This window comes from Microbacterium sp. NPDC058269 (assembly GCF_042881445.1).
Lineage (GTDB): Bacteria > Actinomycetota > Actinomycetes > Actinomycetales > Microbacteriaceae > Microbacterium.
Genome location: NZ_JBHVXT010000003.1, coordinates 334799 through 359542, shown reverse-complemented (window position 1 = coordinate 359542; position 24744 = coordinate 334799). Strand labels below are relative to the sequence as shown.

The following is a 24744-nucleotide window of genomic DNA, read 5'->3' as shown; positions in this document are numbered from 1 at the left end:
CAGTCTACGAGCGGGCACCGACACCGGAAGCGTCTACGCGCCGACGGGAACGGCAGAGACCGTGGTGTCGATCGTGAACTGCCCGAGCACGCGGGTCCCGACGTAGAGCACGGCAGTCTGCCCCGGTGCGACGCCGTCCAGCGGAACCTCGGGCACGACGCGCACTCCCACGTCCGAGACCTCGGCGTGCGCGGCGACCGGTTCGGCATGCGCGCGGATCTGCACATGGCAATCGAACGACGATGCGGTCGGCGCGGCACCGGCCCAGCTGAACCGCGCCCCCGCGATCTCGGCGATCGCGAGTGCCTCCTTCGGCCCGACGACGACGGTGTTCGAGATCGGACGCACTTCGAGGACGAACCTCGGCTTGCCGTCCGCTGCGGGGACTCCGAGCTTGAGACCGCGCCGCTGTCCAACCGTGAAGGCGTGGGCGCCCTCGTGAGAGCCGACGACGTCTCCGCTGCGGTCGACGATCTCACCCGTGGCCGTGCCGACCTTCTCGGCGAGCCAGCCGCGGGTGTCACCGTCGGGGATGAAGCAGATGTCGTGGCTGTCGGGCTTCTGCGCGACGCTCAGACCGCGTGCTTCAGCCTCGGCACGGACGATCGCCTTCGACGGCGTCGTGCCGAGCGGGAAGTAGGTGTGCGCGAGCTGCTCCGCCGTGAGCACGCCCAGCACGTAGGACTGATCCTTGGCGTTGTCGGACGCGCGGTGCAGCTCGAGGCCTCCGTCGCCGTCGATCAGCGTCGCGTAGTGTCCGGTGCATACAGCATCGAAACCCAGCTCGATCGCGCGTTCGAGGAGGGCTGCGAACTTGATCTTCTCGTTGCAGCGCATGCAGGGGTTGGGGGTGCGACCTGCCTGGTACTCGGAGATGAAGTCCTGGATCACGTCGTCGCGGAAACGCTCCGAGAAGTCCCATACGTAGAAGGGGATCCCGAGCATGTCGGCGGCGCGACGGGCGTCGAGTGCGTCTTCGATCGTGCAGCATCCGCGGCTGCCGGTGCGCAGGGTTCCCCCGGCACGGGAAAGGGCCAGATGCACTCCGACGACATCGTGCCCCGCCTCCACGGCCCTGGCGGCCGCCACGGCGGAGTCGACTCCCCCACTCATCGCCGCAAGTATCCGCATGCGACCAGTCTACGAGCGTGCGGCTGTGCCGGCGCCGGATGCGCGGACATACGCATCGGCGATCGCACCGATGACCGCATCGACGTCGGCATCGGTCGAGGTGCGGCCCAGGGAGAACCTCAAGACACTTCGCGCATCCCGCTCGCTGCGCCCCATCGCCATCACGACATGCGACGGCTCGGCGACGCCTGCCTGGCATGCGGATCCGGTCGAGGCGGCCACACCGGCGACGTCGAGGAGGAACAGGAGGCTCTCCCCCACCGCGCCGGGGAACAGCACGTGCGCATTCCCGGGAAGACGCCCGGTCGGGTCTCCCAGCAACTCGGCAGCCGGAACCACCGCACGGACGCCGGCCACCAGGCGATCGCGCAGCGCGCGCAGTCGTGCGGCCTCGTGCTCCCTTTCGCTCTCGGCGAGTTCGAGCGCGACGGCGAAGGCGGAGACCCCGGCGATGTCCTGGGTGCCGGCGCGGAGGCCGCGCTGCTGTGCGCCCCCGCGGAGCAGCGCTGTGAGCTTGGCGGAGCGGGCCGTGACCAGCACCCCCACCCCGACGGGCGCGCCGATCTTGTGGCCCGCGAAGCTCATCGCGACGAGCCCGACGCCGCCGGCCGCGTCCCCTCGCAGGGCGCGGAAGGACAGCGGCACGTGCCCGAGCGCCGCGACGGCGTCGATGTGCAGCGGAACCCCGGCTCCTGCCGCGGCGGCAGCGAGGGAGCCCGTGTCATTGATCGTGCCTGCCTCGTTGTTCGCCGCAAGCGCGGTCGCGAGGGCCGCGTCGGGCAGCTGAGCGGCGAACTGCTCTGGGAGAATCCGCGCCTCAGGCGTGACGTGCACCTGCCGAAGCCGGGCACCTTCCTCCACGAGCGCGGCCACGGTGTCCATCGTCGCGTGGTGCTCCGCGTCGGGCAGCACGATGGCCGTCGTTCCTGCGGGCCGGGCATGCCAGAGACCCTGCAGAGCGAGGTTGATCGACTCCGTGCCGCCGGAGGTGAAGACGATCTCTATCGGGTCCGCGTCCAGGACGGCGGCGACACGCTCCCGGGATTCCTCGAGGAGACGGCGGGCGTCCTGCCCGGCACCGTGCGTCGAAGAGGCGTTGCCGACTATCTCCGATGCGACCAGCCATGCGTATCGTGCCTCGGGGCGCAGAGGCGTGGTCGCCGCGTGGTCGAGATAGTGCCGCATCCTTCGATTCTCTCGCGAAACCGCTGGGGCGGGGCGTTCATACGTGGAACCGCGTACGTCCTGACATGAGACGGCAACACATCACGCCTAGTGTGTACACATGCCCGCGTCCCGAGACCTCACCGTGCCCGGCGGACCTCCCCTCGACAACCTCGGCGTCCGTCTGCACGACGGCGTCGGAACTCTGCGCGTCTGGTCGCAGAACGCGTCGTCGATCGAGCTGGTCGTCTTCGACGCCACCGACCTCGACTGGGCGACCGATGAGGTGCCTCTGGAGCGCCTCGCAGGGGGCATCTGGGAGGTCACGACGGAGCTGCTCCAGCCCGGCGTCCGATACGCGATCCGCGTCGGCGGTCCGCACGGACCGGGCAACACGTTCAACCCGGAGACGCTCCTGCTCGACCCCTACGCCCGCGGCCTCGCCCAGGGAGACGGCTACGAGGAATGGCGCTCGGTCGTGATCGTCGACGGCTTCGACTGGGGAGACTCGCAGAAGCCCCGCATACCGCTCGACCGCACGGTGATCTACGAGGGTCACCTCAAGGGGCTCACCAAGCGTCATCCCGATGTTCCCCCTGCGCTGCACGGCACCTATGCAGGCCTCGCGCACCCGGCGATGATCGAGTACTTCCATGCCCTGGGGATCACATCGATCGAGCTGCTCCCCGTGCACGCCTTCGTCCCCGAGCCCCGTCTGCTCGAACGAGGCCTCACGAACTACTGGGGCTACAACACCCTGAACTTCTTCACCCCCCACACCGCCTATGCCACCGAGGATGCGCGCAAGGAGGGTCCCGAGGCGGTGCTCGCCGAGTTCAAGGGCATGGTGCGACTGCTGCATGAAGCCGGACTCGAAGTGATCCTCGACGTCGTCTACAACCACACCTCCGAGGAGGGGATCGGCGGTCCGCGCTCGAGTCTGCGAGGCATCGACAACGCGAACTACTACCGCCAGGACGAGTCGGGCGTCTACGTCGACACCACCGGATGCGGCAACACCCTGAACACGGCCACCGACGCCGGCGCGCGACTCGTGCTGGACTCGCTGCGCTACTGGGCGCAGGAGATGCAGATCGACGGATTCCGCTTCGACCTCGCCACCGCCATCGCGCGTGACGGCGCCCACACATACACGCCGGAGCATCCGCTTCTCGCCGCGATCGCGAACGATCCGATCCTCGCCGACACCAAGCTCATCGCCGAGCCATGGGACGTCGGTCTCGGCGGCTGGCAGACCGGCAACTTCCCGGCCGGATGGCACGAGTGGAACGATCGTTACCGTGACCGGGTGAGGAACTTCTGGCTGAGTGACATCGACTATGCACGCCGTGCCTCCGCCCCGGTCGGTATCGGTGGATTCGCGACTCGGCTCGCCGGATCGTCGAACACGTTCAGCGAGGACCGTGGACCCCTCGCCAGCGTGAACTTCGTCACGGCGCACGATGGCTTCACCCTGCACGACCTCGTCTCTTACGACGTCAAGCACAACGAGGCGAACGGCGAGCAGAACCGCGACGGCGCCGACATGAACCGCGCGTTCAACCACGGCATCGAAGGCCCGACCGATGACCCGACCATCCTCGCCGCGCGCCGCAAGGCCATGCGCAACCTGCTCGGGACCCTCTTGCTGTCGGCGGGCATTCCGATGCTCACGGCCGGCGACGAGGTCGGACGCACCCAGCGCGGCAACAACAACGCCTATGCCCAGGACTCCGCACTGACCTGGCTCGGCTGGGAGTTCGAGCCCTGGCAGGAGGATCTGCGCGCGCACGTCTCCCGGCTCATCCGCCTGCGCCAGGAGAACCCCGCCTTGCGCCCCAGCCGCTACGCCCGTCTCGGCGAGCACATCCCCAACGCCTCGGTGATGGACTGGTACGACCAGAACGGCGAGACGATGGAGCAGGGCCAGTGGGCCGACCCCGGGAACAGGACGCTGCAGTACGTCGCCGCCTCCACTCCGGACACCGAGGCCTACAACCGCATCCTGCTCATCGTCCACGGAACCGAGTCGCCCATCGATGTCAGACTTCCGGACGAGATCGAAGGCGCGACCCGTTTCGTGTCGTTGTGGTCGAGCGCTCATGAGCGTCCTTCCGACGAACACGAGGTCTTCGCGCCCGGTGACGTGCTACCGGTCTCCGGGACCTCGATGAGGTTGTTCCGCATCGAATGAGGGCTGCCTCCGACGCACCTCGCGGCGCGCTACCCGCTACCTCGTCAGCGCGGTACATTCGGGGTGTGGCTGCACGTGCTGGTACTCGGTCCTCGGCTCTTCGGAGCCCCGCTCAGATCCCGGCGCGCGCGCTCGGCGACGCAGATGCGCCCGGTTCGCTGCTGACGACCCGCATCCCTCTGCTCCACCCCTCACCCACTGTTCCCGGCGGGTTCCCGCCGAAGGCATTCGTAGGCGAGGTCGTTCCGTTCAGCGTGGTCGCGTTCCGCGAGGGACATGACGCCATCGGGGTACACGCGCGACTCACGTCGCCGTCGGGAGACGAGAGTCTGCATCGGCTGTCTCCCCGCAATGACGGCACCGACACCTGGTCGACCGACATCGCGCTCGACGAGCAGGGCGCGTGGCTCTTCCGTTTCGAGGCGTTCTCCGACGACTTCGCGACCTGGGCACACGCCGCGGAGCTCAAGGTGGCCGCCGGCGTCGATGTGCCGGTCATGGCGGCGCTTGGTGCCGATCTGCTCACACGAGCCGCCGCGGAGAAGGATCGTCCTGCGGCGCAACGGAAACGACTGCTCGCCGATGCCGTCTCGCTGCGCCACGGCGATGCTGCGACGACCATCGCAGTGTCGACGGATCCCACGCTGGCGCAGATCTTCCGGGAGCGCCCCGTGAGCACCATCCGCTCCGTCGCTCCGGCACAGACGTTGAACGTCGAACGCGTCGCAGCAGGTGTCGGCGCTTGGTACGAGTTCTTCCCCCGCTCCGAAGGCGCCAGACGCCTGAAAGACGGCACGGTGAAGAGCGGCACTTTCCGCACGGCGACGAAGCGACTGCCCGAGGTCGCCGCCATGGGGTTCGACGTGGTGTACCTGGTACCGATCCATCCGATCGGCGCCACGAACCGCAAGGGGCGCAACAACACCCTGACCACCGAGGTCGGTGACCCTGGATCGCCTTACGCGATCGGCGCGGCAGAGGGCGGTCACGACTCGATCCACCCCGAGCTGGGCACTGCGCAGGACTTCCGTGCCTTCGTGCGCGCTGCACGGAAGGAAGGGCTCGAGATCGCGCTCGACCTCGCTCTCCAGGCCTCCCCCGACCATCCATGGGTGAGTGCGCATCCGGAATGGTTCACGACTCTCCCCGACGGCACGATCGCCTACGCCGAGAACCCCCCGAAGAAGTACCAGGACATCTACCCCCTGAACTTCGACAACGACCCCATCGGCATCTATGCCGAGATGCGGAGAGTCGTGCAGCACTGGGTCGCACAGGGCGTGAAGATCTTCCGCGTCGACAACCCGCACACCAAGCCGCTGCAGTTCTGGGAGTGGCTCATCGCCGAGGTGAACGCCGTCGATCCGGACGTGATCTTCCTCGCCGAGGCCTTCACTCGACCGGCCGTGATGCGTGCGCTCGCCGCGGTGGGCTTCCAGCAGAGCTACAGCTACTTCACCTGGCGCAACACCAAGGCGGAACTCGAGGAGTTCCTCACGTCGGTGTCCCGTGAGACCGCCGACTACATGCGGCCGAACCTCTTCGTGAACACCCACGACATCCTGACCGAGTATCTGCAGTTCGGAGGCAGAGCCGCGTACCGGATCCGAGCGTGCATCGCGGCGACCGCCGGTCCCGTCTACGGCGTCTATGCGGGGTACGAGCTGTTCGAGAACGTGGCGCGGCCCGGCTCCGAAGAGAACATCGACAACGAGAAGTACGAGTACAAGTTCCGGGACTGGAGCGGCGCCGAAGCCCGTGGGGAGTCCCTCGCTCCCCTGTTGCGGAGGCTCAACGAGATCCGCACCGCCCACCCGGCGCTACGGCAGCTCCGGAACTTCCGGGCGCACTGGAGCGACGACGACGCCGTCCTGGTCTACAGCAAGCATCTGGCCGCCCCGTTCACCGGCACCGGACACCAGGACACGGTCATCGTCGTCGCCAACGTCGACCCGCACTCCGTGCGAGAGACGACCGTGCACCTCGACACGACCCAGTGGGGCATCCCGCTCGGCGCCCCGTTCGAGGTGGAGGACCTCCTCACCGGCGCGGTCTGGACCTGGAGCGACCACAACTACGTGCGGCTCGACGCCTTCGCCGAGCCCGTACACATCCTGAAGGTGAGGGAGCGATCATGAGCTACGCAGAAGACGTCGCCGCGTCGACCGAATGGGCAGCGATCTCGTCGGCCACTCATCACGATCCGCACTCCGTCCTCGGAGCGCACTCGCACAAGGACGCCGCCGATCGCACCGTCACCGTGATCCGGGCCAGGCGTCCCCTCGCGGCGGCGGTCGCGGCGGTCTTCGGCGATGGCAGCAGGCTCGACCTGGCCCACATCGCGCACGGAATCTGGGAGGGACAGCACAGCGGTCCGCCGCTCCCCTATCGGATCGCGACTCGGTACGCGGATCATGAGGAGACGGTGTCGGGTGATCCGTATCGCCACTCGCCCACGCTCGGCGACCTCGACCTGCACCTGATCGCCGAGGGGCGTCACGAACGCCTCTGGGAGGCGTTGGGCGCACATCTGCGGACGTTCGATGGCGAGATCGGCGTCTCATTCGCGGTCTGGGCCCCGAATGCCACGGCCGTGCGCGTCGTCGGCGATCACAACGACTGGAACGGCGAGGCCCATGCCATGCGCTCGATGGGCGTCAGCGGCGTCTGGGAGCTCTTCATCCCCGGACTCCCGATCGGCACCCGATACAAGTATCAGATCCGGACCCGTGACGGCGCGTGGATCCTCAAAGCCGACCCGATGGCCCTCGCGGCAGAGGTGCCGCCCGACACCGCTTCGATCGTGGCGACCTCCGCCCACACGTGGTCGGACGGCGCCTGGATGACCCGCCGGGCCGCGACGCACGCCGTCGCCCAGCCGCTGTCGATCTACGAGATCCACGTCGGGTCATGGCGCGAGGGACTCGGCTATCGGGAGATCGCAGAGCCCTTGATCCAGCATGTGACCGAGGCGGGATTCACCCACGTCGAGTTCATGCCGCTGGCTGAGCACCCGTTCGGTGGATCCTGGGGCTATCAGGTCAGCGGCTACTACGCGCCCACCAGTCGATTCGGCAGCCCCGACGACCTGCGCTACCTGATCGACCGGCTGCACCAGGCGGGCATCGGCGTGATCATGGACTGGGTTCCCGGTCACTTTCCGAAGGATGCCTTCGCCCTCGCCCGCTTCGACGGCCAGCCTCTCTACGAGCACCCGGATCCGCGCCGTGGCGAGCACCAGGACTGGGGAACGCTCATCTTCGACTACGGCAGGCCCGAAGTCCGAGGTTTCCTGGTCGCCAACGCCCTCTACTGGTTCGAGGAATTCCACGTCGACGGTCTCCGCGTGGACGCCGTCGCCTCGATGCTCTATCTCGACTACTCCCGTGAGCCCGGCGAATGGGAACCGAACATCCACGGCGGACGCGAGAACCTCGAGGCGATCCGCTTCCTGCAGGAGGTCAACGCCACCGCGTACCGGCTGCACCCGGGAATCCTGATGATCGCGGAGGAATCCACCAGTTTCCCCGGGGTCACCGCTCCGACGGATCATGCCGGTCTGGGCTTCGGGTTCAAGTGGAACATGGGTTGGATGAACGACTCGCTCCAGTACATCTCACGCGACCCGATGTACCGTGGACATCACGAAGGCGAGATGACCTTCTCGTTCGTCTACGCGTTCGGCGAGAACTACCTACTCCCCATCAGCCACGACGAGGTCGTCCACGGAAAGGGCAGTCTCCTTTCCAAGATGCCGGGCGACCATTGGCACAAGCTGGCGAACGTGCGGGCCTACCTCGCGTACATGTGGGGGCACCCGGGCAAGAAGCTGCTCTTCATGGGGCAGGAGTTCGGTCAGCTTGCGGAGTGGTCGGAAGGGCGTGAGCTGGACTGGTGGCTCCTCCAGCAGCCGTCTCACATCCAACTGCAGGAGTTCGTCGGCGTGATGAACCGCACCTACCGGGCACAGTCTCCCCTGTGGGAGCGGGACAACGACGGATCATCCTTCCGCCGCCTCGGCGCGCCGACTTGGGATTCGACTGTGGTCGCCTTCGAGCGCCGTGATGCACACGGCGGGCGTCTGGTCGTGGTGAGCAACTTCGCCGGCGTGGAACGCGCCGGGTACCAGCTCGATCTCCCTCGCGAAGGCGTATGGCAGGAGGTGCTCAACACCGACGCCGCCGACTACGGCGGCCGAGGATCGGGAAACCTCGGACTGGTCTATGCGCAGGCCGAAGAGGGAGGGGCGCCGCTCGCGACGCTGACGCTGCCGGCGCTATCGACGCTCTGGCTGCGCCACCAGCCTGACCCGCACGTGCCGACGGTCACCCACGGCTGAGCGCTCGACAGCGCCGGTTCAGAACAGCAGCGTTTCAGAACAGGAGCGACGAGAGACGATTGCGTGCCGAGACCACACGAGGATCTTCTGCGCCGATGAGACCGAACAGCTCGACCAGGCGCTCCCTGACGGGTGTGCGCTGGTCGGACGGCAGCTGAGCGAACAGGTCGAGCAGGCGTCCGAAAGCGTCGTCCACGTGCCCGCCGGCGAGGTCGAGGTCGGCCACGTCGAACTGTGCCTGGACATCGAGCGGACCTGCGGCTGCCGCTGCCCGTGCCGCCTGCAGGTCGAGCCCCTGCACCCGGTCGAGGAGTCGCACCTGTCCGAGGCCGGCGAGTGCGTCTTCGTCACGAGGATTCTCCGCGAGCGCCTTCTCATACGCCTTGATGGCTGCCGCGTAGTCGCCGATCTCGATCGCCGCGAACGCCTCAGCGTGCAGCGGCGGAAGCTCGGGCTCCGCGGGAGGCGTCGGAGCCTCACCTTCCTCTGTGACGGAGAGGGATCCGGTGACACCGTTCTGTGCCGCCACCTGGAGAAGCTGGGCGAACACATCGCGCACCTGTTGCTCCGGCACGGCCCCGGTGAACATCGGCACGGGCTGACCGGCGATGAGAGCGACCACCATCGGGATCGATTGCGCGCGGAAGCTCTGGGCGAGCTGCGGATTCGCATCCACATCGACCTTGGCCAGCAGCACACGTCCACCCAGCTCGCGCGTCACCTTCTCGATGATCGGGCTCAGCTGCTTGCACGGCCCGCACCACTCGGCCCACAGGTCGACGACGACGGGAACGGTCCGAGAGAGCTCGAGGATCTGCCCGAAGGTCTCGTCGGTCGCATCCACGACGACATCGACGACGCCGGGGGCCGGTGCCCCTTCGGCAGGCGACGCCGGACGATTGCGGAGGCTGGACAGGTCTACGGCGCCGCGCAGCGCGGCAGGAGAGATCTCACTCATTTGATCACCTTCACGGACAAGAGGTCCTGGTGGGCTGCCAGGAGCCTGATCTGCTCCGTCGATCCCTTGGCGGGAACCGAGAAGAACAGCTGGAATTCGTAAGTCGTCTCGACGCCCTTCGCAGATTCGGTCGCGTCGGTGAGAGCCTTGGCCTGCGCGTTGTCGCCGAATCGGATCGAGACGTCTTCTCCGGTCGGTGTGACGGTCTCGGTGTCGGTGAGCGTGACGGCCACGATCGCACCGCTGTCGAGAGTGGTCATGGAGATGGGTGCGTCGCTCGTCGGGGTCATGTCGAAGGCGATCTGCGAAGTCTCCGACGCCCCCTTGTCGACGAGCCCCTGCACGACGACCTGCCGACTGTCGACGATCGACTTCGCGTAGCGAAGGGCAAGGTCGTCGAACTTGTCGTAAGACTCGCTCTGCTCGCCCTGGTCGACGACATCTGCGAACGTCGCGGCGAGATCCGCCGGGGGAATCGTGAGGAATGCGGAGTCGGACGGAACCATGGAAGTTCCGAGCCAGGACGCGGCGACCTCGGGGAAGACCGCGTCAGCCGACATCTCGGCCATATTGGAGACCTTGTAGTTCGACCACGGGTCGGCCTGCGTCATCGTGAGCACCACGGGCGGAACGCTGTCGTCACCGGTCTTCGACAACATGAGCACCGTACGCGGCCACTGGTCAGTGGCCTCCGGAAGCACGACCTCGACTTCATCGGTCGGGATGGCCGCGGGAGGCGCCGTGTCCGGAAGCTTGGCCCGGAGCGCATACTCCGTGGTCCGGGAAGCGAGTGCCGGGCCTTCGAAACGGGTGGAGAGGAGGTCGAGATCGAGCGCCGCGTCCGCTTCGCTCACGGTGCCGGCCAGTGTCTTGAGGATGCGCTTGGCCTGAGCTTCCAGCACCGCCGGGGGCTTCTGGTTCTCCGGCGCGACCACCGTCGGGCTCGGAGACGGGGTGGGTGAGGCGTCGCCCAACTGCGGCCAGGAGTCGGATGAGCACCCGGCGGCGAGGATCGCGGTGAGTCCGAGGACGGGGAGGGCGAGCATGCGGCGTCGACGGGACACCGGCGCGGCGCGCATGGAGCTCTTCGAATCGGTGTCCTTGTTCTCGTCCACGATCTCCGCGTCTTCCACATCTCCGTCCGTCTGAACAGTGGGGTCGGCGGGACGCGCGGCGGCGGAGTCCGACTCCTCGATCGCGGCGCGCTCCGCGGGAGGAAGCACGGCGACATCGATCGGCTCGGTGGCCGGAAGAGGTCCCGGTCCCTTTCGTCGCGGGCCGCGTCCGCGCCGCTGATGACGGATCGCGAGTACGTACAGGATCAGACCGAGCAACAGCATGATGCCGCCGGCGACCATGAGCGGTCCGGCCCACGGCGTCGAATTGTCGAGCGGCCACGAGACCACGATGTCGTCCGGCGCATCGGCTGTGCCGTCGTAGGCGATGAGCAGGCTGGTGCCCTCGGGAAGCTGCATGTTCTCGGCGGTGAGTCGGTTGTCCTCTGCGAAGGAATCGAGCCAGAGATCCGAGCCGCGCGGGTCACGACCCGCGGACTCCGGAGCGGCCGTGTCGCCTTCACTGCCGTCGCTCGGAGCATCGGTGGCGGTATCGGCGGGATCCTTCGCGGTGACGTGCTCCACGGCGAGCCCGCCGCTCTTCTTCATCGTGACCTGGTTGTAGTCGGAATCGGCGAGCCAGGCCTCCATGTCGGCGGTCCGGCCGTAGCTGCCGAAGATCTCGCCCTCTCCACGAACGATCAGCGTCTGTGCGCCCGGGTTCGCCCGGAGGACGTCGTCATCGATGAGGACGAAAGGCGCCGGTTCGTCGATCTCGACCTGAGTCTGCTGAGTGGCAGGCCCCATGAAGATGGTGCGCTGAGCTATCCCTGCACCGATCAGCACCGCAGCCAGCACGAAGGCCACCACGGCCCATACGAAACGCACGAATAGTCTCCTCACGCATCACCGGCACCTGCCTGCGACGCAACACTCGACATTTCAGACTAGCGAAATCAGCTGTGTGTTGCCCACGAGCAGACGCAGTGCGTGCTGGATCGGCACGTCGTCGAAGCCGGGAAGGACCCTCTGGATAACCTTGCTGCATCCGTCTCGAGGAGTCTCCACATGAAGATCCACAATCCCTTCCGCACCGCCCTGGTGGCGACGCTCGGTGTGGGGTTGGGCATCCTGTTGATCAACAGCGTGCAGAACCTCTCCACCGTGCTGCTCTACCTGGGTACCGCGCTGTTCCTGAGTCTCGGCCTCGATCCGCTCGTGTCGTTCCTCGAGCGCCGACGCCTCCCCCGGTGGGCCGCCGTCCTCGTGACGATCCTCGCGGTGCTCGGCATCTTCGTGGGGATCGTGCTCATCGTCCTTCCGGTCCTGGTGGATCAGATCTCGCAGTTGGTCGCCCAGATCTCGGCCATCGTGCAACGAGGCAACCTGATCCCGGACCTCAAGGAGTGGATACAGGACGCCTTTCCGAACCTGCTCGTCGACGATGTGTTCACCTACGTCACGAACTGGTTGACCAGCAACCTGGCGGAGATCGGCGGTTCCATCGGCCAAGGAGTCCTGGTCGCCAGCGGTGCCGTGCTCAGCGGTCTGTTCGGGGCCTTCATCGTCCTCATCCTGACGATCTACCTGACCGCGTCGACGCCGTCGCTCAAGCGCGCCGTGTACCAGCTCGCTCCCGCGTCGAAGCGAGACCGCTTCATCGACCTGTCCGAGCAGATCACCGACTCCGTCGGCTACTACGTCATGGGCCAGGTTTCGCAGGGCGTTCTCAACGGTGTGCTCAGCGCGATCTATCTCTCCATCATCGACGCGCCGTTCCCCGCGGTCCTCGCCGTGATCGCCTTCTTCTTCTCGCTGATCCCTCTCGTCGGAACCCTGACGGGCTCCACGATCATCGTGCTGGTGTGCCTCATCCCCGGACTCGGATCTCCGGGAACCGCCATCGCCGCGGCGATCTACTATCTGATCTACATGCAGATCGAGGCGTACATCATCTCCCCGCGGATCATGAGTCGCGCTGTCTCGGTGCCGGGCGCCGTGGTCGTCGTGGCTGCCCTCGCCGGGGGCAGCCTCCTGGGTCTGCTGGGCGCGCTGATCGCGATCCCGGTGGCCGCGAGCATCCTGATCATCTACCGCCAGGTGCTCATTCCGAGGATGAACGAACTCTGAAACCGCGCACCCGCCGCTAGTCGGTGGCAGGCCAGTGGGTGGCGAGTGGGAGAGCGGATGGATTGACCGCTGCCACGATCTCCGTGAGAACTCGCCGTGTCTGCGTCTCGCCGACCCAGAGGTGCTTGCCGCCGTCGACCGCGATGAGCTTCGCGTGCGGGATGGCGGCGAATCGTTCTCTGGCCTCAGCCGGGCGCAGGTAGTCATCCAGTTCGGGCACGAGCACGACGACGGGACGATCGGTGGTCGCCCAGGCGGCGACTTCATCCGGCGTCGCGCGATGCAGCGGGGGCGACAGGAGGATGATCCCCTCGATGTCGTGCTCTCGGCCGTACTTCAGCGCGAGCTCGGTACCGAAGGACCACCCCAGGAGCCAGGGACGCGGTAGGGCGCGATCGCGGACGAGATCCATCGCTGCGGCGACGTCGAACTGCTCGGCGGACCCGCCGTCGAAGGCGCCGTCGCTCGTCCCTCGCGGAGAAGTGGTCCCTCGCGTGTTGAATCGCAGGACGGCCAGGTCAGCGAGCGCGGGGAGACGAGCAGCCGCCTTGCGGATGATGTGCGAGTCCATGAAGCCGCCGGCGGTGGGCAGCGGATGCAATGTCACGAGGGTCGCCACCGCCGGAACGGTCTCAGGCTGCGACAGTTCTCCGACAAGTGTCAGACCGTCCGCGGTCGTCAACTCGATGTCCTCGCGTCGTGCCGGAAGCTCCAACGGTCCGCGGAGCTCGATGCTCATGCAAGCCTCCAACAGTGTGTGTGCCAGTGTCGTCGGGCGGCGAGGTCGGCGGCATCACCGAGCACGCCGTCGGCACGCCAGGCGACGAGATGAGCTGTCCCGGTCACGATCCCCCGGCCGCACCCAGGGCAGACATACTCCTTCTGCGCCTGCGCGGCAGACACGGGCTGCACAGTCCACTCGCTGCCACGACGAGTCTCGTTCCGCTTCCAGCCGGCGAGGAGACGGTCGAACGAATCCTCGGGGTCAGGGCGCGCCGAAGGACGTCTGCGGGAGCGGGGCATCGTGCCTGCTCACCACCAGTGGTTGTTGACCCAGAAGTTGTAGGCTCCAGCCCAGCTGCCGTAACGACCGGTGGCGTACCCCGTCGCCCAGCGCAGGTTGTCGACCGGGTTGTAGCCGTTGCCAGGCACCTTGCTGCAGGGCAACGCCTGGACCAGCCCACACGCGCCAGATGATTTATTCGTGGCGTTCGGGTTCCACCCGCTCTCACGAGAGACGACATAGTCCACGTACTGCCAGTCGCTCTCCGCGATTCCGGCCGCAGCCATCCATTCCGCAGGAGCGCCGCCACCCGTGTAGGGAGGAAGGGTGCCGCCGGAGGAACCACCGGAGGAGCCTCCGCGCGGCGCGGCGGCCACGACGGGGACCGGAGCGGGCTTGGGCTTCACATACACCTCGAAGCCGCCACGCACGACCGGCGCGATCGTGGCCCCTTCGACGGTGACGGTGAGGTTCTGAGTGTCAGCGAGCGCGAGCGAGTACGCCGAGTCCGGTGATTCCTCCGGCGCGGGAGCAGCCAATGCCACTCCCGTCGGGGCAACCAATGCACCTGCGAAACCCACGACTGCGAGGGCGCTGAAAACACCGACGACGCCCCGGCTTCGAGACCAGCGTCGGACGCCCGCGCGTGCGGAACCAGCCTTCGCCGCGGGCACAGGCGAAAGGTCGTTTCTGTCGAGATTCATGTCGTTTCGGGAGTTCACGATGAGGGACAGTCTACGCAAAGGCGCCTGAATCGACCATCAGGAACCTCAACGAACGGCGAGAATCACGTCGATAGTGGCGTCCAGGAGGGCGTCCACCTGCTCTTCGCGGTAACCGCCGCGCTGCATTCGGAAGGCTGCTGAGCGCAGTTGTTCGGCTGTCAGCGCCTCTCCATCGCGAAGGTATCGCACGATGCGCGTCGAGACGTGATCGACCTCGTCGAGGCGGTAGCCGAAGGTGAGCACACCGGTCCGGGCGAAGCGGTGCCGGCGCGGACGGGCCAGATGGTCCAGGATGACCTGGGCGTCTGCTCTGGCTTGCTCGACCCATGCACCTGCGCCTTGAGCGCGCACCACACGTTCACGTTCACGGGCGGCGAACGCGTCCTCGACCCGGCCGAGTGCCGCGTCCACGTCGGCCACGACGTAGCCGTTCTTCACGAGCGGGAAGGACGCCGTGCGCACGTCCTCAGCACTGAGTTCGTCGCCGCCTGTCTCGAATGCACGGCGCGCGGATGCGAGGAAGGTGTCCACGGCAGCGCGGTGATACCCGCGCACACGTCCGGAGGTGAGCGCGAACGCAGGCGGCGCCTCGGTCGTCTGCTCGGCGAGCTGGTTTTCGTTCATCACAGAACCACCCAAGGGGAGAAGAGGAAGTACAGGCAGAGCGCGGGGATCGTCGAGGGCAGGATGCTGTCGAGCCGATCGAGCAACCCGCCATGTCCCGGTAGCCAGGAGCTCATGTCCTTGATGCCGAGGTCCCGCTTGAGCATGGATTCGCCGAGATCACCGAGTGTGGCCGAGAGGAGGATCGAAGCGCCGAAGATCAGTCCGCACCACCACGGCAGCTGCAGGAGGAAGATCGCGAGAAGCACACCGACGGCGAGCGAGGCGATGACAGCTCCGCCGAAGCCCTCCCAGGTCTTCTTCGGACTGATCTTCGGTGCCATCGGGTGGCGTCCGAAGGCCAGACCGGCCGCGTAGGCGCCCGTGTCAGCGGCGACGGCGATCGCGATGAAACCGAGCACCCACCACTGACCGCCCTCCTGTTTGAGGAGGATGAGCGCGATTCCCGCGAGGAACGGGACGTACACCTGGACGAATCCACTGGTCACGGCATCGGCCAGGACATCCCCGTAGGTGCGCCCGTCCTTCTCGACCATCTGCGCGATGAGGCGCCAGACGATGACGAAGGCGACAGACACGAAGAGCATCACCCAGCACAGCCAGGGCTCGGCGAAATACGCCGAAAGCACGAGGAAGGCTGCTGCGATGAGCTGCGGGACCACGTCGACCCGGCGACCGGAACTCCGCAGCGCCCGGGAGAGCTCGTAGACACCGAGCAATGAGGCCGCGAGAGCGAACGGCACGAACAGCACTTTGAGGAAAAGCAGTGACCCGAGCAGCGCGGCACCGAACGCGAGACCGATCAGGATGGCGAGAACGAGGTCCCGTCCTGTGCGCTCCTTGATTCGTTCATTCGCCTGATCGAGCTGGTCGCGCGCGTGCGAGACGTGAGTACCGAGTTCGTCGCGCGCCACCCGCCACTGCTCTCGGATCGCATTGTGATCCGCGGTGTCCAACGGGCCGGTTCCGGTGCCCGCAACGCCGTCCGCGGACGCAGGAAGCGGGGGCCGCGGAGGAACCGCTGCAGCATCGAACGACGGGAATGCCGCGTCCACGAGCGGGACACCGTCGGACGGCTCACCGTCATGCGCATCATGACGCGTGAACGGCCTGTCGTCCTCGGCATCTCGCGTTTCGTCAGACATCCCGACTACACCTCGAGGAGTTCGGCCTCTTTGCGCTTCAGCGCGTCATCGATGAGATCGACGTGCTGACGCGTCAGACCGTCGAGCTCCTTCTCGCCGCGCGCGATCTCGTCCTCGCCGAGCTCGCTCTTGAGGGCATCGAGCTCATCCTTCGCCTTACGGCGGATGCCACGGACATGGACCTTCGCATCTTCGGCCTTCGTCTTGACGAGCTTGACGTACTCCTTGCGACGCTCCGCCGTGAGCTCGGGCATCGTCACGCGAACGAGGTTGCCGTCGTTCGTGGGGTTGGCCCCGAGGTTCGGCATGTCGCGGATTGCCTGCTCGATCGCCTTCAGCGCGGACTTGTCGTACGGCGTGATGATCAGAGTCCGGGCTTCCTGGTTCGCCAGCGATGCGAGCTGCGCGATCGGGGTGGGAGTGCCGTAGTAGTCCACGAGGACCTTCTGGAACATCTGCGGGTTCGCACGACCGGTGCGCACCGTGGAGAAGTCCTCCTTGGCAGCTTCGACCGCCCGGTTCATGCGGGTGGTGGTTTCAGCGAGGACGTCCGCGATCACGGTGACTCCTATCGTCGGGGTGTTCTGCAAATTCTATCGGGCGAAGTCGTCTCCGCCGTGTCACACACTCAGGCGGTGACGAGGGTGCCGATCGGTTCCCCGAGGAGGGCACGGGTCACGTTGCCGGCGGGCTCCATGCCGAACACACGCATGTCCATGCTGTTGTCCATGCAGAGGCTGAATGCGGTCGAGTCGACCACCTTCAGACCTCGCTGCAGCGCATCACGGTAGGTCACGCGCTCGATACGCTCCGCGTCGGCGTGCTTGTTCGGGTCGGCGGTGTAGATCGCGTCGACACCGTTCTTGGCCACGAGGACCTCGTCCGCGCCGATCTCGAGCGCGCGCTGCGCCGCGACCGTATCGGTGGAGAAGTACGGGAGACCTGCGCCTGCACCGAAGATGACGACGCGACCCTTCTCGAGGTGACGCTCGGCCCGGCGCGGGATGTAGGGCTCGGCGACCTGGGTCATCGAGATGGCGGACTGCACGCGGGTGGCGGCTCCGGCCTGCTCGAGGAAGTCCTGCAGCGCGAGGGCGTTCATGACCGTGCCCAGCATGCCCATGTAGTCGGCGCGGCCGCGGTCCATGCCGCGCTGGCTCAGCTCGGCACCGCGGAAGAAGTTGCCTCCTCCGACGACGATAGCGACCTCGACACGGTCGACCGCTGCGGCGATGTCACGGGCGATCTGGGAGACCACATCGGGGCTGACGCCCAGCTGCCCCGCTCCGAAAGCCTCTCCGGAGAGCTTGAGAAGGACGCGGCGGCGTCCGGTGCGTTCAGTCATGGGTGGGTGTCCTCTCGTCCCGATTCAAGATAGTGCCTTGTGGGCATGAAGAAGGGGTTCGGATCGTGACGATCCGAACCCCTTCGACGTTGCTACGCGCCGACCTTGAAGCGCGCGAAGTCCGTCACGGTGATACCGGCGTCCTTCGCCACCTGGGCGACCGAGAGCTTGTTGTCCTTGGCGTAGTCCTGCTCGAGCAGGGCGACCTGCTTGATGAACGCAGAGACACGGCCTTCGACGATCTTGGGGAGAGCCGCTTCCGGCTTGCCCTCGTTGCGGGAGATCTCGGTGACGATCTCACGCTCCTTCTCGACCGCGTCAGCCGGGACGTCTGCACGCGAAAGGTACGACGGGTTGGCGAACGAGATGTGCTGGGCGATGCTGCGCGCGGTCTCCGCGTCGTCACCCGAGTAGGCGACGACGACGCCGATCTGCGGCGGCAGGTCCTTGCTCGTGCGGTGCAGGTAGACCTCGACCTTGTCGCCGGAGATCGTACGCACGCGGCGCAGTTCGACCTTCTCGCCGATGATCGCGGCCTCTTCGGAGATGACCTGCTCGACGCTCTTGTCACCGGCGGATGCGGCGAGGGCGGCGTCGACCGAGTCGGCCTTGACCGCTGCTGCTGCATCGGCGACCTTGTCGGCCAGCGCGATGAAGCGCTCGTTCTTCGCGACGAAGTCGGTCTCGCAGGCGAGTTCGATGAGCGTCACGGCGCCATCCTGCTCGCGAGCGACGATCAGTCCCTCGCTCGTGGAACGGTCAGCGCGCTTCGCGTTGCCCTTCGCACCCTTGAGACGCAGGATCTCGGTGGCCTTCGCGACGTCTCCGTCAGCCTCCTCGAGCGCCTTCTTGGTGTCGACCATTCCGGTACCGAGCTGCTCACGCAGCGCCTTGAGGTCAGCGATGGTGAAGTTGGCCATGTGTGGTGGCTCCTTGCTTCGTTAGGTGTGTGTACGAGGGATTACTTGGCGTCAGCAGCCTCGGCGGCGGCGACCTCAGCGGTCTCCTCACCGGAAGCGGCAGCGATCGCCTCGTCGTGCGCTTCGGCACCGGCCTCGTCGGCAGCGGTCTCGTCGGCAGCGGGCGTCTCGACGACGGCAGCAGCGTCATCTGCGGTGACGACCTCGGCGGCGTCAGCGGACTCCTGGACCTCCTGAGCAGGAGTCTCGAGGAGCTCCTTCTCCCAGTCGGCGAGCGGCTCGGCGTCGCCCGTCTCCGGGTTGTGCTTCTGCTGCAGGCCCTCGGCCGCAGCGTCGGCGATGATGCGCGTCAGCAGCGAGACGGAGCGGATCGCGTCGTCGTTACCGGGGATCGGGTACTGGAAGTCATCGGGGTCGGCGTTGGTGTCGAGGATGCCGATCACCGGGATGCCGAGCTTCTTGGCCTCATCGATGGCGAGGTGCTCGCGCTTGGCATCGACGACCCAGATGGCCGACGGCGTCTTGGTGAGGTTGCGGATACCACCGAGCGACTTGTGCAGCTTGTCGAGCTCGCGCTTCTTGAGAAGCAGCTCCTTCTTCGTGAAGCCGCTGTTCGCCGGGGTCTCGTAGTCGAGCTCCTCGAGCTCCTTCATACGAGCGAGACGCTTGGAGATCGTCTGGAAGTTGGTGAGGAGTCCACCGAGCCAGCGCTGGTTCACGAAGGGCTGGCCGACTCGGGTGGCCTGCTCAGCGAGGATCTCCTGCGCCTGCTTCTTGGTGCCGACGAAGAGGATCGTCCCACCGTGGGCGACGGTCTCCTTGACGAAGTCGTAAGCCTTGTCGATGTATCCCAGCGACTGCTGCAGGTCGATGATGTGGATACCGCTGCGCTCGGTGAGGATGAAGCGCTTGACCTTCGGGTTCCACCGACGGGTCTGGTGTCCGAAGTGCACGCCGCTGTCGAGCAGCTGGCGGATGGTGACCACAGCCATGGTCGTCTCCTGGTTCTGGCGCGTTCCTGCGCCGTTGAGGTTTCAAGCCGATCAGATGATCGGACTCCCTGGTGCCCGGCTCACCCCCGCCTGTTCGAAGAACAGGACCTGTGGGAATGGATGCCGCGATCTGAATCGCTTTGGGCACGCGTAGTCACCTCGATTTCGAGGTGCTCCCCCAGCATACAGGATCGCGCGGTCACTCACCCTGCACGTCCGAGCACGATGATGACTTGCCCGGAGAACTGGAGTCGGACGACGATCCTGGATGCACGTCCGCGCGCGAGTGACCAGACTGCTGCGATGCGCGCCTCATTCAGAACCCTTTCGGCCCTCCTGTTGATCGTCCTGCTCACCCATGCAGCCGCTGCCGGCTCGGCCACCGCATCGACGGCGGACTCAGCCGACGAAGTTCGATGGAGTTGGCCGCTCTCGGGACCGCGCACGGTCGTGGCACCTTACCGCGCTCCCGCCCACCTGTACGGCGCTGGACACCGCGGAGTCGATCTCGGCACATCGATCGGAGCGACGGTGACCGCACCGGCTGAGGGCGTCGTCGCCTTCCGCGGCACAGTGGTGGATCGCCCTCTGCTCACGATCGAACACCCGGGGGGTCTCGTGACGACGTTCGAACCGGTTGCATCCGAACTGGTCGCGGGTGAAGTGGTCGCGTCCGGGCAGGAGCTCGGGATCGTCGATGTGGGTGGGCACACACCAGCGGGCGCATTGCACCTCGGCGTGCGGCTGGACGGCGACTACATCAACCCGATGCTGCTCTTCGGCGACGCTCCACGAGCGGTGCTTCTCCCCTGTTGCGACGGTCCCTGACCGAGGGGCCGCCATTCCGGCTCATGCCCGTGGATGGGCCAGCTTGTAGGTTGCCGTCAGACGCTCGGTGGAGACGTGCGTATAGATCTGCGTGGTGCCGAGACTGGCATGTCCGAGTATCTCCTGCACCGCCCGGAGATCGGCCCCGCCATCGAGGAGGTGCGTGGCGGCGGTATGACGCAACGCGTGGGGGCCGACGGTCTCCGCGCCGACGATGGGCGCGAGAACGCGCGCGACGAGTTCGTACACGGTGCGCGGACCCACTCTGGCGCCCCGGCTCCCGAGGACCACAGCCGCAGTGAAGGTCCGTGATCGGGCGACGAGAGCAGGCCTGCCACGCCGGAGATACGCGGAGAGGGCGTCGCTCGCCGGCGAGCCGTACGGCACCACGCGCTCCTTCGCTCCTTTGCCGAGCACCCGTGCCGTGCCGCGCTCGGGGTCGAGGTCGTCGATGTCCAACCCGCAGAGTTCGGACACTCGGATACCGGAGCCGTAGAGCAGTTCGAGGATCGCATGGTCTCGCAGCGCGAGCGGATCACCGTCCTGTGCTGCGGCGCGGTGCGCGTCGAGGAGCCCGGACATCGCCTCTCGTGAGGCGACCGTGGGCAGCGTTCTTCCTTTCTTGGGAGCGACCAACCGCAGGCTCGGGTCATGCGAGATGAGAGCCTGCTCGTGCGCCCAGGCGAAGAACGATCGGGCGGTGGCGGCGCGGCGCGCCAAGGTCGACCGCGCATCGCCACGCTGGGTCGCTCGCCACAGCCAGTCGCGGAGTACCTCCAGGTCTACAGCCTCGAGCAGCACCCCCTCTGACGACGCCTCGAGGTCTCTCAGGTCGGAGCGGTAGGCCTTCACGGTCGCGGGAGACAGCCGACGCACCCGCTCCAGGTGATCGGCGAACGCCTCCGTCGCGGTCGCGAGATCCATCAATCCAGCTTGCCTCGTTCGCGCATTCTTCTCGGCAGCCTCGCCGTCGGCTTCCTCCTGGATCAGCCTTTCCGACGCGCGGGAGCTCTCCGCCATCCCCCATCGTCGCGGGCGACATCGCCCTCGAGGTGGAGCAAACCGAGCACCGATCGGACACGGTCAGGCGACAGCCCCGAGCGACGCGCCACCTCGTCGATCGACAGACGCGACCGGGTACTCATAGCATCGAGAACCCTGGTGTGATGCGGATCCATCGCCGCAGACGACACCTCCACCGAGCCGTCGATCGAGCCGAACAGTTCTCTCACCTCGCTGGCCGAGGTGACACATTGCGCGTCGTACTCCCGCAGCAGGCGATGGCACCCGGCCGATGACGCAGAGGTCACTGCTCCGGGCACGGCACCCAGTGGGCGGCCGAGTGCGGCCGCGTGGCCGGCGGTGTTCAACGAACCGCTGCGCCTTCCCGCTTCAACGACGACGGTCGCGTGGCCGAGGGCGGCGATCAAGCGATTTCTCGCGAGGAATCGCCACTTCGTGGGTGCAGTACCGCAAGGAGGCTCGCTGACCAGCGCCCCCTCTTCGGCTATTTGTCTCAGGAGCGTCTGGTGCCCGGCCGGATAGGCCCGGTCGACTCCCCCGGCGAGGAATGCGATCGTCGCACCCTGCGCGCCGAGTGCCGCGCGATGGGCGGCACCGTCGATTCCGTACGCGCCGCCCGACACGATCACTGCCCCGGTTGCAGCGAGATCGCCCGCGAGTTCTGTCGCGACGTGTTCCCCATACCCGCTCGACGCCCGCGCTCCGACGATCGCCACACGAGGCGCATCGCGAAGCAGGTCGGCTCGACCTCGCACCCAGAGTGCGCTGGGAGCGTGAACTCCGAGATCATCGAGAGAATCGGGCCAGGCGGCGTCACCGGGGATCACGAGCTGCGCACCGACAGAGGCTGCGCCGCGGAGCGCAGCGCTCACGGCACGGGGCTCGGCACGTGGACGCCATCGAGCACGACCATCGTCGAGCACCCGCGAAGACACTGCGCCGCCGCCGACTGAGACCAGCGAAGTCTCGTCGCCCACGGCGATACGGAGTGCGTCCACCGCGCCGAGCGCTTCGATCAAGGTGCCGGCCACCGCATCCCCCGGTTCTGCGATCACCGTCCACGCGGCGCGCGCGATGCTCTCCCCCACCTCGTCGCCGAGATGGATCCGACGGACGAGGGCAACGATCTCGGGATCGGTGAGGAGTACCTCGATCATCGCGGCAGCCCCCGTCGCAGCTGCAATGCGCGTCCGATCTCGTCCAAGCCGGGGCGGTCGACTTCCGCCAGATCCGCCATCGTCCAGGCCACCCGCAGCACTCGGTCGTATCCGCGGAGCGTGAGCGCGCCCCGCTCCAACGCGCGATCGAGTGGGGCGCGCGTCGCTGCCGGCAGTCGGAGCGATCCCTGGCGCAACCAGGTGCCCGGCACATCGGCATTGCGTCGCCAACGCGTGCTCTTCCAACGGAGCGCCGCTCTCGCACGGGCGGACGCGACACGATCACGGGCCTGAGCGGTCGTCAGCTCCGCGCTCGTCCCACTCATCGCTCGCGAGGCTGCGACACGACTCACCTGCAGGTCGATGTCGATCCGATCGCGGAGGGGACCGGACAGTCGCGTGGTGTAGCGCCTGATGGCCATGGGAGGGCAGACGCACTCCGCACCGCGAACACCGTGGTTTCCGCACGGACACGGATTCATGGCGAGAACCAGCTGGAACCTCGCGGGGAACTTGGCAGTGAAGCCGGCCCGGTGCACCTCGATCGCCCCGGACTCGAGCGGCTGCCGCAACGCATCCAGAGCGACACGCGAGAACTCGGCCGCTTCATCGAGGAACAGCACACCACGGTGCGCCCGAGCGATCGCACCCGGCCTCGCCGACCGGGATCCGCCGCCGACGAGAGCCGCGACAGTTGCACTGTGATGCGGTGCTTCGAGAGGCGGAAGCGCATCAAGCTCCGCGACCGCCTCCCCACACAGAGAACGGACAGACGCGACCTCGAGGGCCTCCTGTTCCTCCAGCGCAGGCATGATTCCCGGGAGCCTTCGAGCGAGCATCGTCTTCCCGGCTCCGGGCGGGCCGCTCAGAAGCATGTGATGACCACCTGCAGCGGCGACGATGAGAGCCTCCACTGCCTCTTCCTGGCCCACTACTTCAGAGAGATCGAGCGCGTCGGGTCGGCGGGGCGGGGTCCAAGCCACCTCGACGGGCTCCACCTCGGGTACCTCGACATCGGCGCCGTGCCAGACCGCCACCTCCGCGAGTGATGCCGCCGCGCGAACCTCGACTCCAGGCACCAACCTCGCTTCGGCTTCGTTCCCGCGAGGTACGATCACCGTCTGGAACCCGGCCCGCGCCGCGGCAAATACCGCGGGGAGAACTCCAGGCACCGGACGTACCCTGCCGTCAAGGCCGAGCTCACCGATGTGCACGGTGGCGGCGATCGAACGCGGCGCGATGGCCCCGCCGGCCGCGAGACAGGCCATTGCGATTCCCAGGTCGAACCCGGCGCCGTGCTTTGGGAGGCTCGCTGGGGACAGGTTCACGGTGAGCCGCCGGCGCGGCAGGTCCAACCCCGCATTCTTGCAGGCGTTGTGCACGCGCTGAACGGCTTCGCCCAGCGACTTGTCCGGGAGCCCGATGATCCGGAACTCGGGCGTCTGGTTCGAGATATCGGCCTCGACCTCGACGAGATGCCCGTCCACACCGGTGAGCGCGACAGCCCAGGTGCGCGACGTGCTCACGCGAGGTCCACGAGATGCTCGAGCGCGCCGGAGGACGGATCCGCGCCGATGATGCCGATCGCCTCGAGTCGCATGCTTCGCCCCCGAGCGGCTTCCGGGTTCTGCGCGGCCCAGGCCTGCGCCAATTGCCAGAGCCGGCGTCTCTTGCGCGCGTCGATAGCTTCGAACGGATGCCCGAACGCGACGGTCCGCCGCGTTTTCACTTCGACCACGGCGAGATGATCGCCGTGCGCCGCGACGATATCGATCTCGCCTTGTGCGCACCGCCAGTTCCTCGCGAGCACGGTGTACCCGCTGCTCCTCAGATGCTGAGCGGCACGCTCTTCCCCTGCTTTTCCGAATTCATCCTTCGCTGCCATGAGCCCAGCATCACGTGGGGCCTGCGCAGAGCTGACCGATTCCTCGGCTGAATCTCGGCGGCTGGGGAGAAGTCAATTCCCCGAAAGTGTGTGGAGGGCGGCCGAAAGCGTCGCCGGGGCAGGAAG

The 24744-nt window shown here is 66.9% G+C and carries 22 protein-coding genes; 5 read left to right on the top strand and 17 right to left on the bottom strand.

The genetic code is table 11. The annotated features are described in order from the left end of the window. Positions 1-33: 33 nt before the first annotated feature. Together mnmA and ACFVWL_RS15295 are read right to left on the bottom strand one after the other, a co-directional pair. Complete coding sequence (gene mnmA, locus ACFVWL_RS15300; RefSeq protein ID WP_387184470.1) at positions 34-1131, bottom strand: tRNA 2-thiouridine(34) synthase MnmA; 1098 nt, start codon at positions 1129-1131, stop codon at positions 34-36. A 9-nt stretch (positions 1132-1140) separates the two neighbouring features. Next, complete coding sequence (locus tag ACFVWL_RS15295; RefSeq protein WP_387184467.1) at positions 1141-2316, bottom strand: cysteine desulfurase family protein; 1176 nt, start codon at positions 2314-2316, stop codon at positions 1141-1143. A gap of 100 nt (positions 2317-2416) precedes the next feature. On the opposite strand from ACFVWL_RS15295, the gene glgX reads away from it, so the two are divergent. From glgX to glgB, 3 genes are all read left to right on the top strand, one after another. After that, a complete protein-coding gene (gene glgX, locus ACFVWL_RS15290; protein ID WP_387184464.1) occupies positions 2417-4489 on the top strand; it encodes a glycogen debranching protein GlgX in 2073 nt (690 codons plus the stop codon). Positions 4490-4554: 65 nt separating this feature from the next. Continuing rightward, positions 4555-6627, top strand: coding sequence for an alpha-1,4-glucan--maltose-1-phosphate maltosyltransferase (locus ACFVWL_RS15285; protein ID WP_387184461.1), 2073 nt, complete (start codon positions 4555-4557; stop codon positions 6625-6627). Next, positions 6624-8828 (top strand): 1,4-alpha-glucan branching protein GlgB, encoded by a 2205-nt coding sequence (glgB, locus tag ACFVWL_RS15280; protein WP_387184458.1) that lies wholly within the window; start codon positions 6624-6626, stop codon positions 8826-8828. Before ACFVWL_RS15285 ends, glgB begins: the two co-directional genes overlap by 4 nt. A 34-nt stretch (positions 8829-8862) precedes the next feature. On the opposite strand, the gene ACFVWL_RS15275 is transcribed toward glgB, so the two are convergent. Both ACFVWL_RS15275 and ACFVWL_RS15270 read right to left on the bottom strand, forming a co-directional pair. Next, complete coding sequence (locus ACFVWL_RS15275) at positions 8863-9786, bottom strand: tetratricopeptide repeat protein (RefSeq protein ID WP_387184455.1); 924 nt, start codon at positions 9784-9786, stop codon at positions 8863-8865. Next, positions 9783-11729, bottom strand: a complete 1947-nt coding sequence (locus ACFVWL_RS15270) for a glycosyl transferase (RefSeq protein WP_387184452.1) — start codon at positions 11727-11729, stop codon at positions 9783-9785. Before ACFVWL_RS15270 ends, ACFVWL_RS15275 begins: the two co-directional genes overlap by 4 nt. Positions 11730-11909: 180 nt before the next feature. Here ACFVWL_RS15270 and ACFVWL_RS15265 point away from each other — a divergent pair, with 180 nt between their 5' ends. After that, the gene (locus ACFVWL_RS15265; RefSeq protein ID WP_387184449.1) at positions 11910-12971 is read left to right on the top strand and encodes an AI-2E family transporter; all 1062 of its coding nucleotides are present in this window, start codon (positions 11910-11912) and stop codon (positions 12969-12971) included. Positions 12972-12987: 16 nt separating this feature from the next. Here the strand turns inward: ACFVWL_RS15265 and ACFVWL_RS15260 are convergent, their stop codons facing one another. The 9 genes from ACFVWL_RS15260 to rpsB form a co-directional block, all read right to left on the bottom strand. Further along, positions 12988-13710: an alpha/beta hydrolase gene (locus ACFVWL_RS15260; protein ID WP_387184446.1), complete on the bottom strand. Its 723-nt coding sequence runs from the start codon at positions 13708-13710 to the stop codon at positions 12988-12990. Continuing rightward, entirely contained in the window at positions 13707-13994 is a 288-nt protein-coding gene (locus ACFVWL_RS15255) for a hypothetical protein (protein ID WP_387184444.1), read from the bottom strand. The genes ACFVWL_RS15260 and ACFVWL_RS15255 overlap by 4 nt, the downstream gene beginning before the upstream one ends. A 9-nt stretch (positions 13995-14003) precedes the next feature. Further along, positions 14004-14519, bottom strand: coding sequence for a transglycosylase SLT domain-containing protein (locus tag ACFVWL_RS15250; RefSeq protein WP_387185319.1), 516 nt, complete (start codon positions 14517-14519; stop codon positions 14004-14006). Positions 14520-14744: 225 nt separating this feature from the next. Further along, positions 14745-15323 (bottom strand): DivIVA domain-containing protein, encoded by a 579-nt coding sequence (locus ACFVWL_RS15245; protein WP_387184441.1) that lies wholly within the window; start codon positions 15321-15323, stop codon positions 14745-14747. Continuing rightward, positions 15323-16468 carry a phosphatidate cytidylyltransferase gene (locus ACFVWL_RS15240; protein ID WP_387184439.1) on the bottom strand — a complete coding sequence of 382 codons (1146 nt, stop codon included), beginning with the start codon at positions 16466-16468 and terminating at the stop codon, positions 15323-15325. Before ACFVWL_RS15240 ends, ACFVWL_RS15245 begins: the two co-directional genes overlap by 1 nt. Before the next feature lie 5 nt (positions 16469-16473). After that, on the bottom strand, positions 16474-17028 hold the full coding sequence (gene frr, locus ACFVWL_RS15235) for a ribosome recycling factor (protein ID WP_105668299.1): 555 nt from the start codon (positions 17026-17028) through the stop codon (positions 16474-16476). Between the two features lie 68 nt (positions 17029-17096). Continuing rightward, complete coding sequence (pyrH, locus tag ACFVWL_RS15230; protein WP_017830711.1) at positions 17097-17813, bottom strand: UMP kinase; 717 nt, start codon at positions 17811-17813, stop codon at positions 17097-17099. 92 nt (positions 17814-17905) lie between these two features. Further along, positions 17906-18733 carry a translation elongation factor Ts gene (gene tsf, locus ACFVWL_RS15225; RefSeq protein ID WP_105668300.1) on the bottom strand — a complete coding sequence of 276 codons (828 nt, stop codon included), beginning with the start codon at positions 18731-18733 and terminating at the stop codon, positions 17906-17908. 41 nt (positions 18734-18774) lie between these two features. Further along, a complete protein-coding gene (gene rpsB, locus ACFVWL_RS15220; protein WP_017830713.1) occupies positions 18775-19725 on the bottom strand; it encodes a 30S ribosomal protein S2 in 951 nt (316 codons plus the stop codon). A 303-nt stretch (positions 19726-20028) separates the two neighbouring features. Between rpsB and ACFVWL_RS15215 the strand changes: the two genes are divergently transcribed. Continuing rightward, a complete protein-coding gene (locus ACFVWL_RS15215) occupies positions 20029-20553 on the top strand; it encodes a murein hydrolase activator EnvC family protein (RefSeq protein ID WP_387184434.1) in 525 nt (174 codons plus the stop codon). A gap of 21 nt (positions 20554-20574) precedes the next feature. Here the strand turns inward: ACFVWL_RS15215 and ACFVWL_RS15210 are convergent, their stop codons facing one another. The 4 genes from ACFVWL_RS15210 to ACFVWL_RS15195 all read right to left on the bottom strand — a co-directional run bounded on the left by ACFVWL_RS15210 (position 20575) and on the right by ACFVWL_RS15195 (position 24618). Beyond that, complete coding sequence (locus ACFVWL_RS15210; RefSeq protein WP_387184432.1) at positions 20575-21477, bottom strand: tyrosine recombinase XerC; 903 nt, start codon at positions 21475-21477, stop codon at positions 20575-20577. A gap of 62 nt (positions 21478-21539) precedes the next feature. Further along, the gene (gene dprA, locus ACFVWL_RS15205; protein ID WP_387184429.1) at positions 21540-22733 is read right to left on the bottom strand and encodes a DNA-processing protein DprA; all 1194 of its coding nucleotides are present in this window, start codon (positions 22731-22733) and stop codon (positions 21540-21542) included. Further along, positions 22730-24259, bottom strand: a complete 1530-nt coding sequence (locus tag ACFVWL_RS15200; RefSeq protein ID WP_387184427.1) for a YifB family Mg chelatase-like AAA ATPase — start codon at positions 24257-24259, stop codon at positions 22730-22732. Before ACFVWL_RS15200 ends, dprA begins: the two co-directional genes overlap by 4 nt. Beyond that, positions 24256-24618, bottom strand: a complete 363-nt coding sequence (locus ACFVWL_RS15195) for a YraN family protein (RefSeq protein WP_387184425.1) — start codon at positions 24616-24618, stop codon at positions 24256-24258. Before ACFVWL_RS15195 ends, ACFVWL_RS15200 begins: the two co-directional genes overlap by 4 nt. Positions 24619-24744 lie beyond the last annotated feature (126 nt).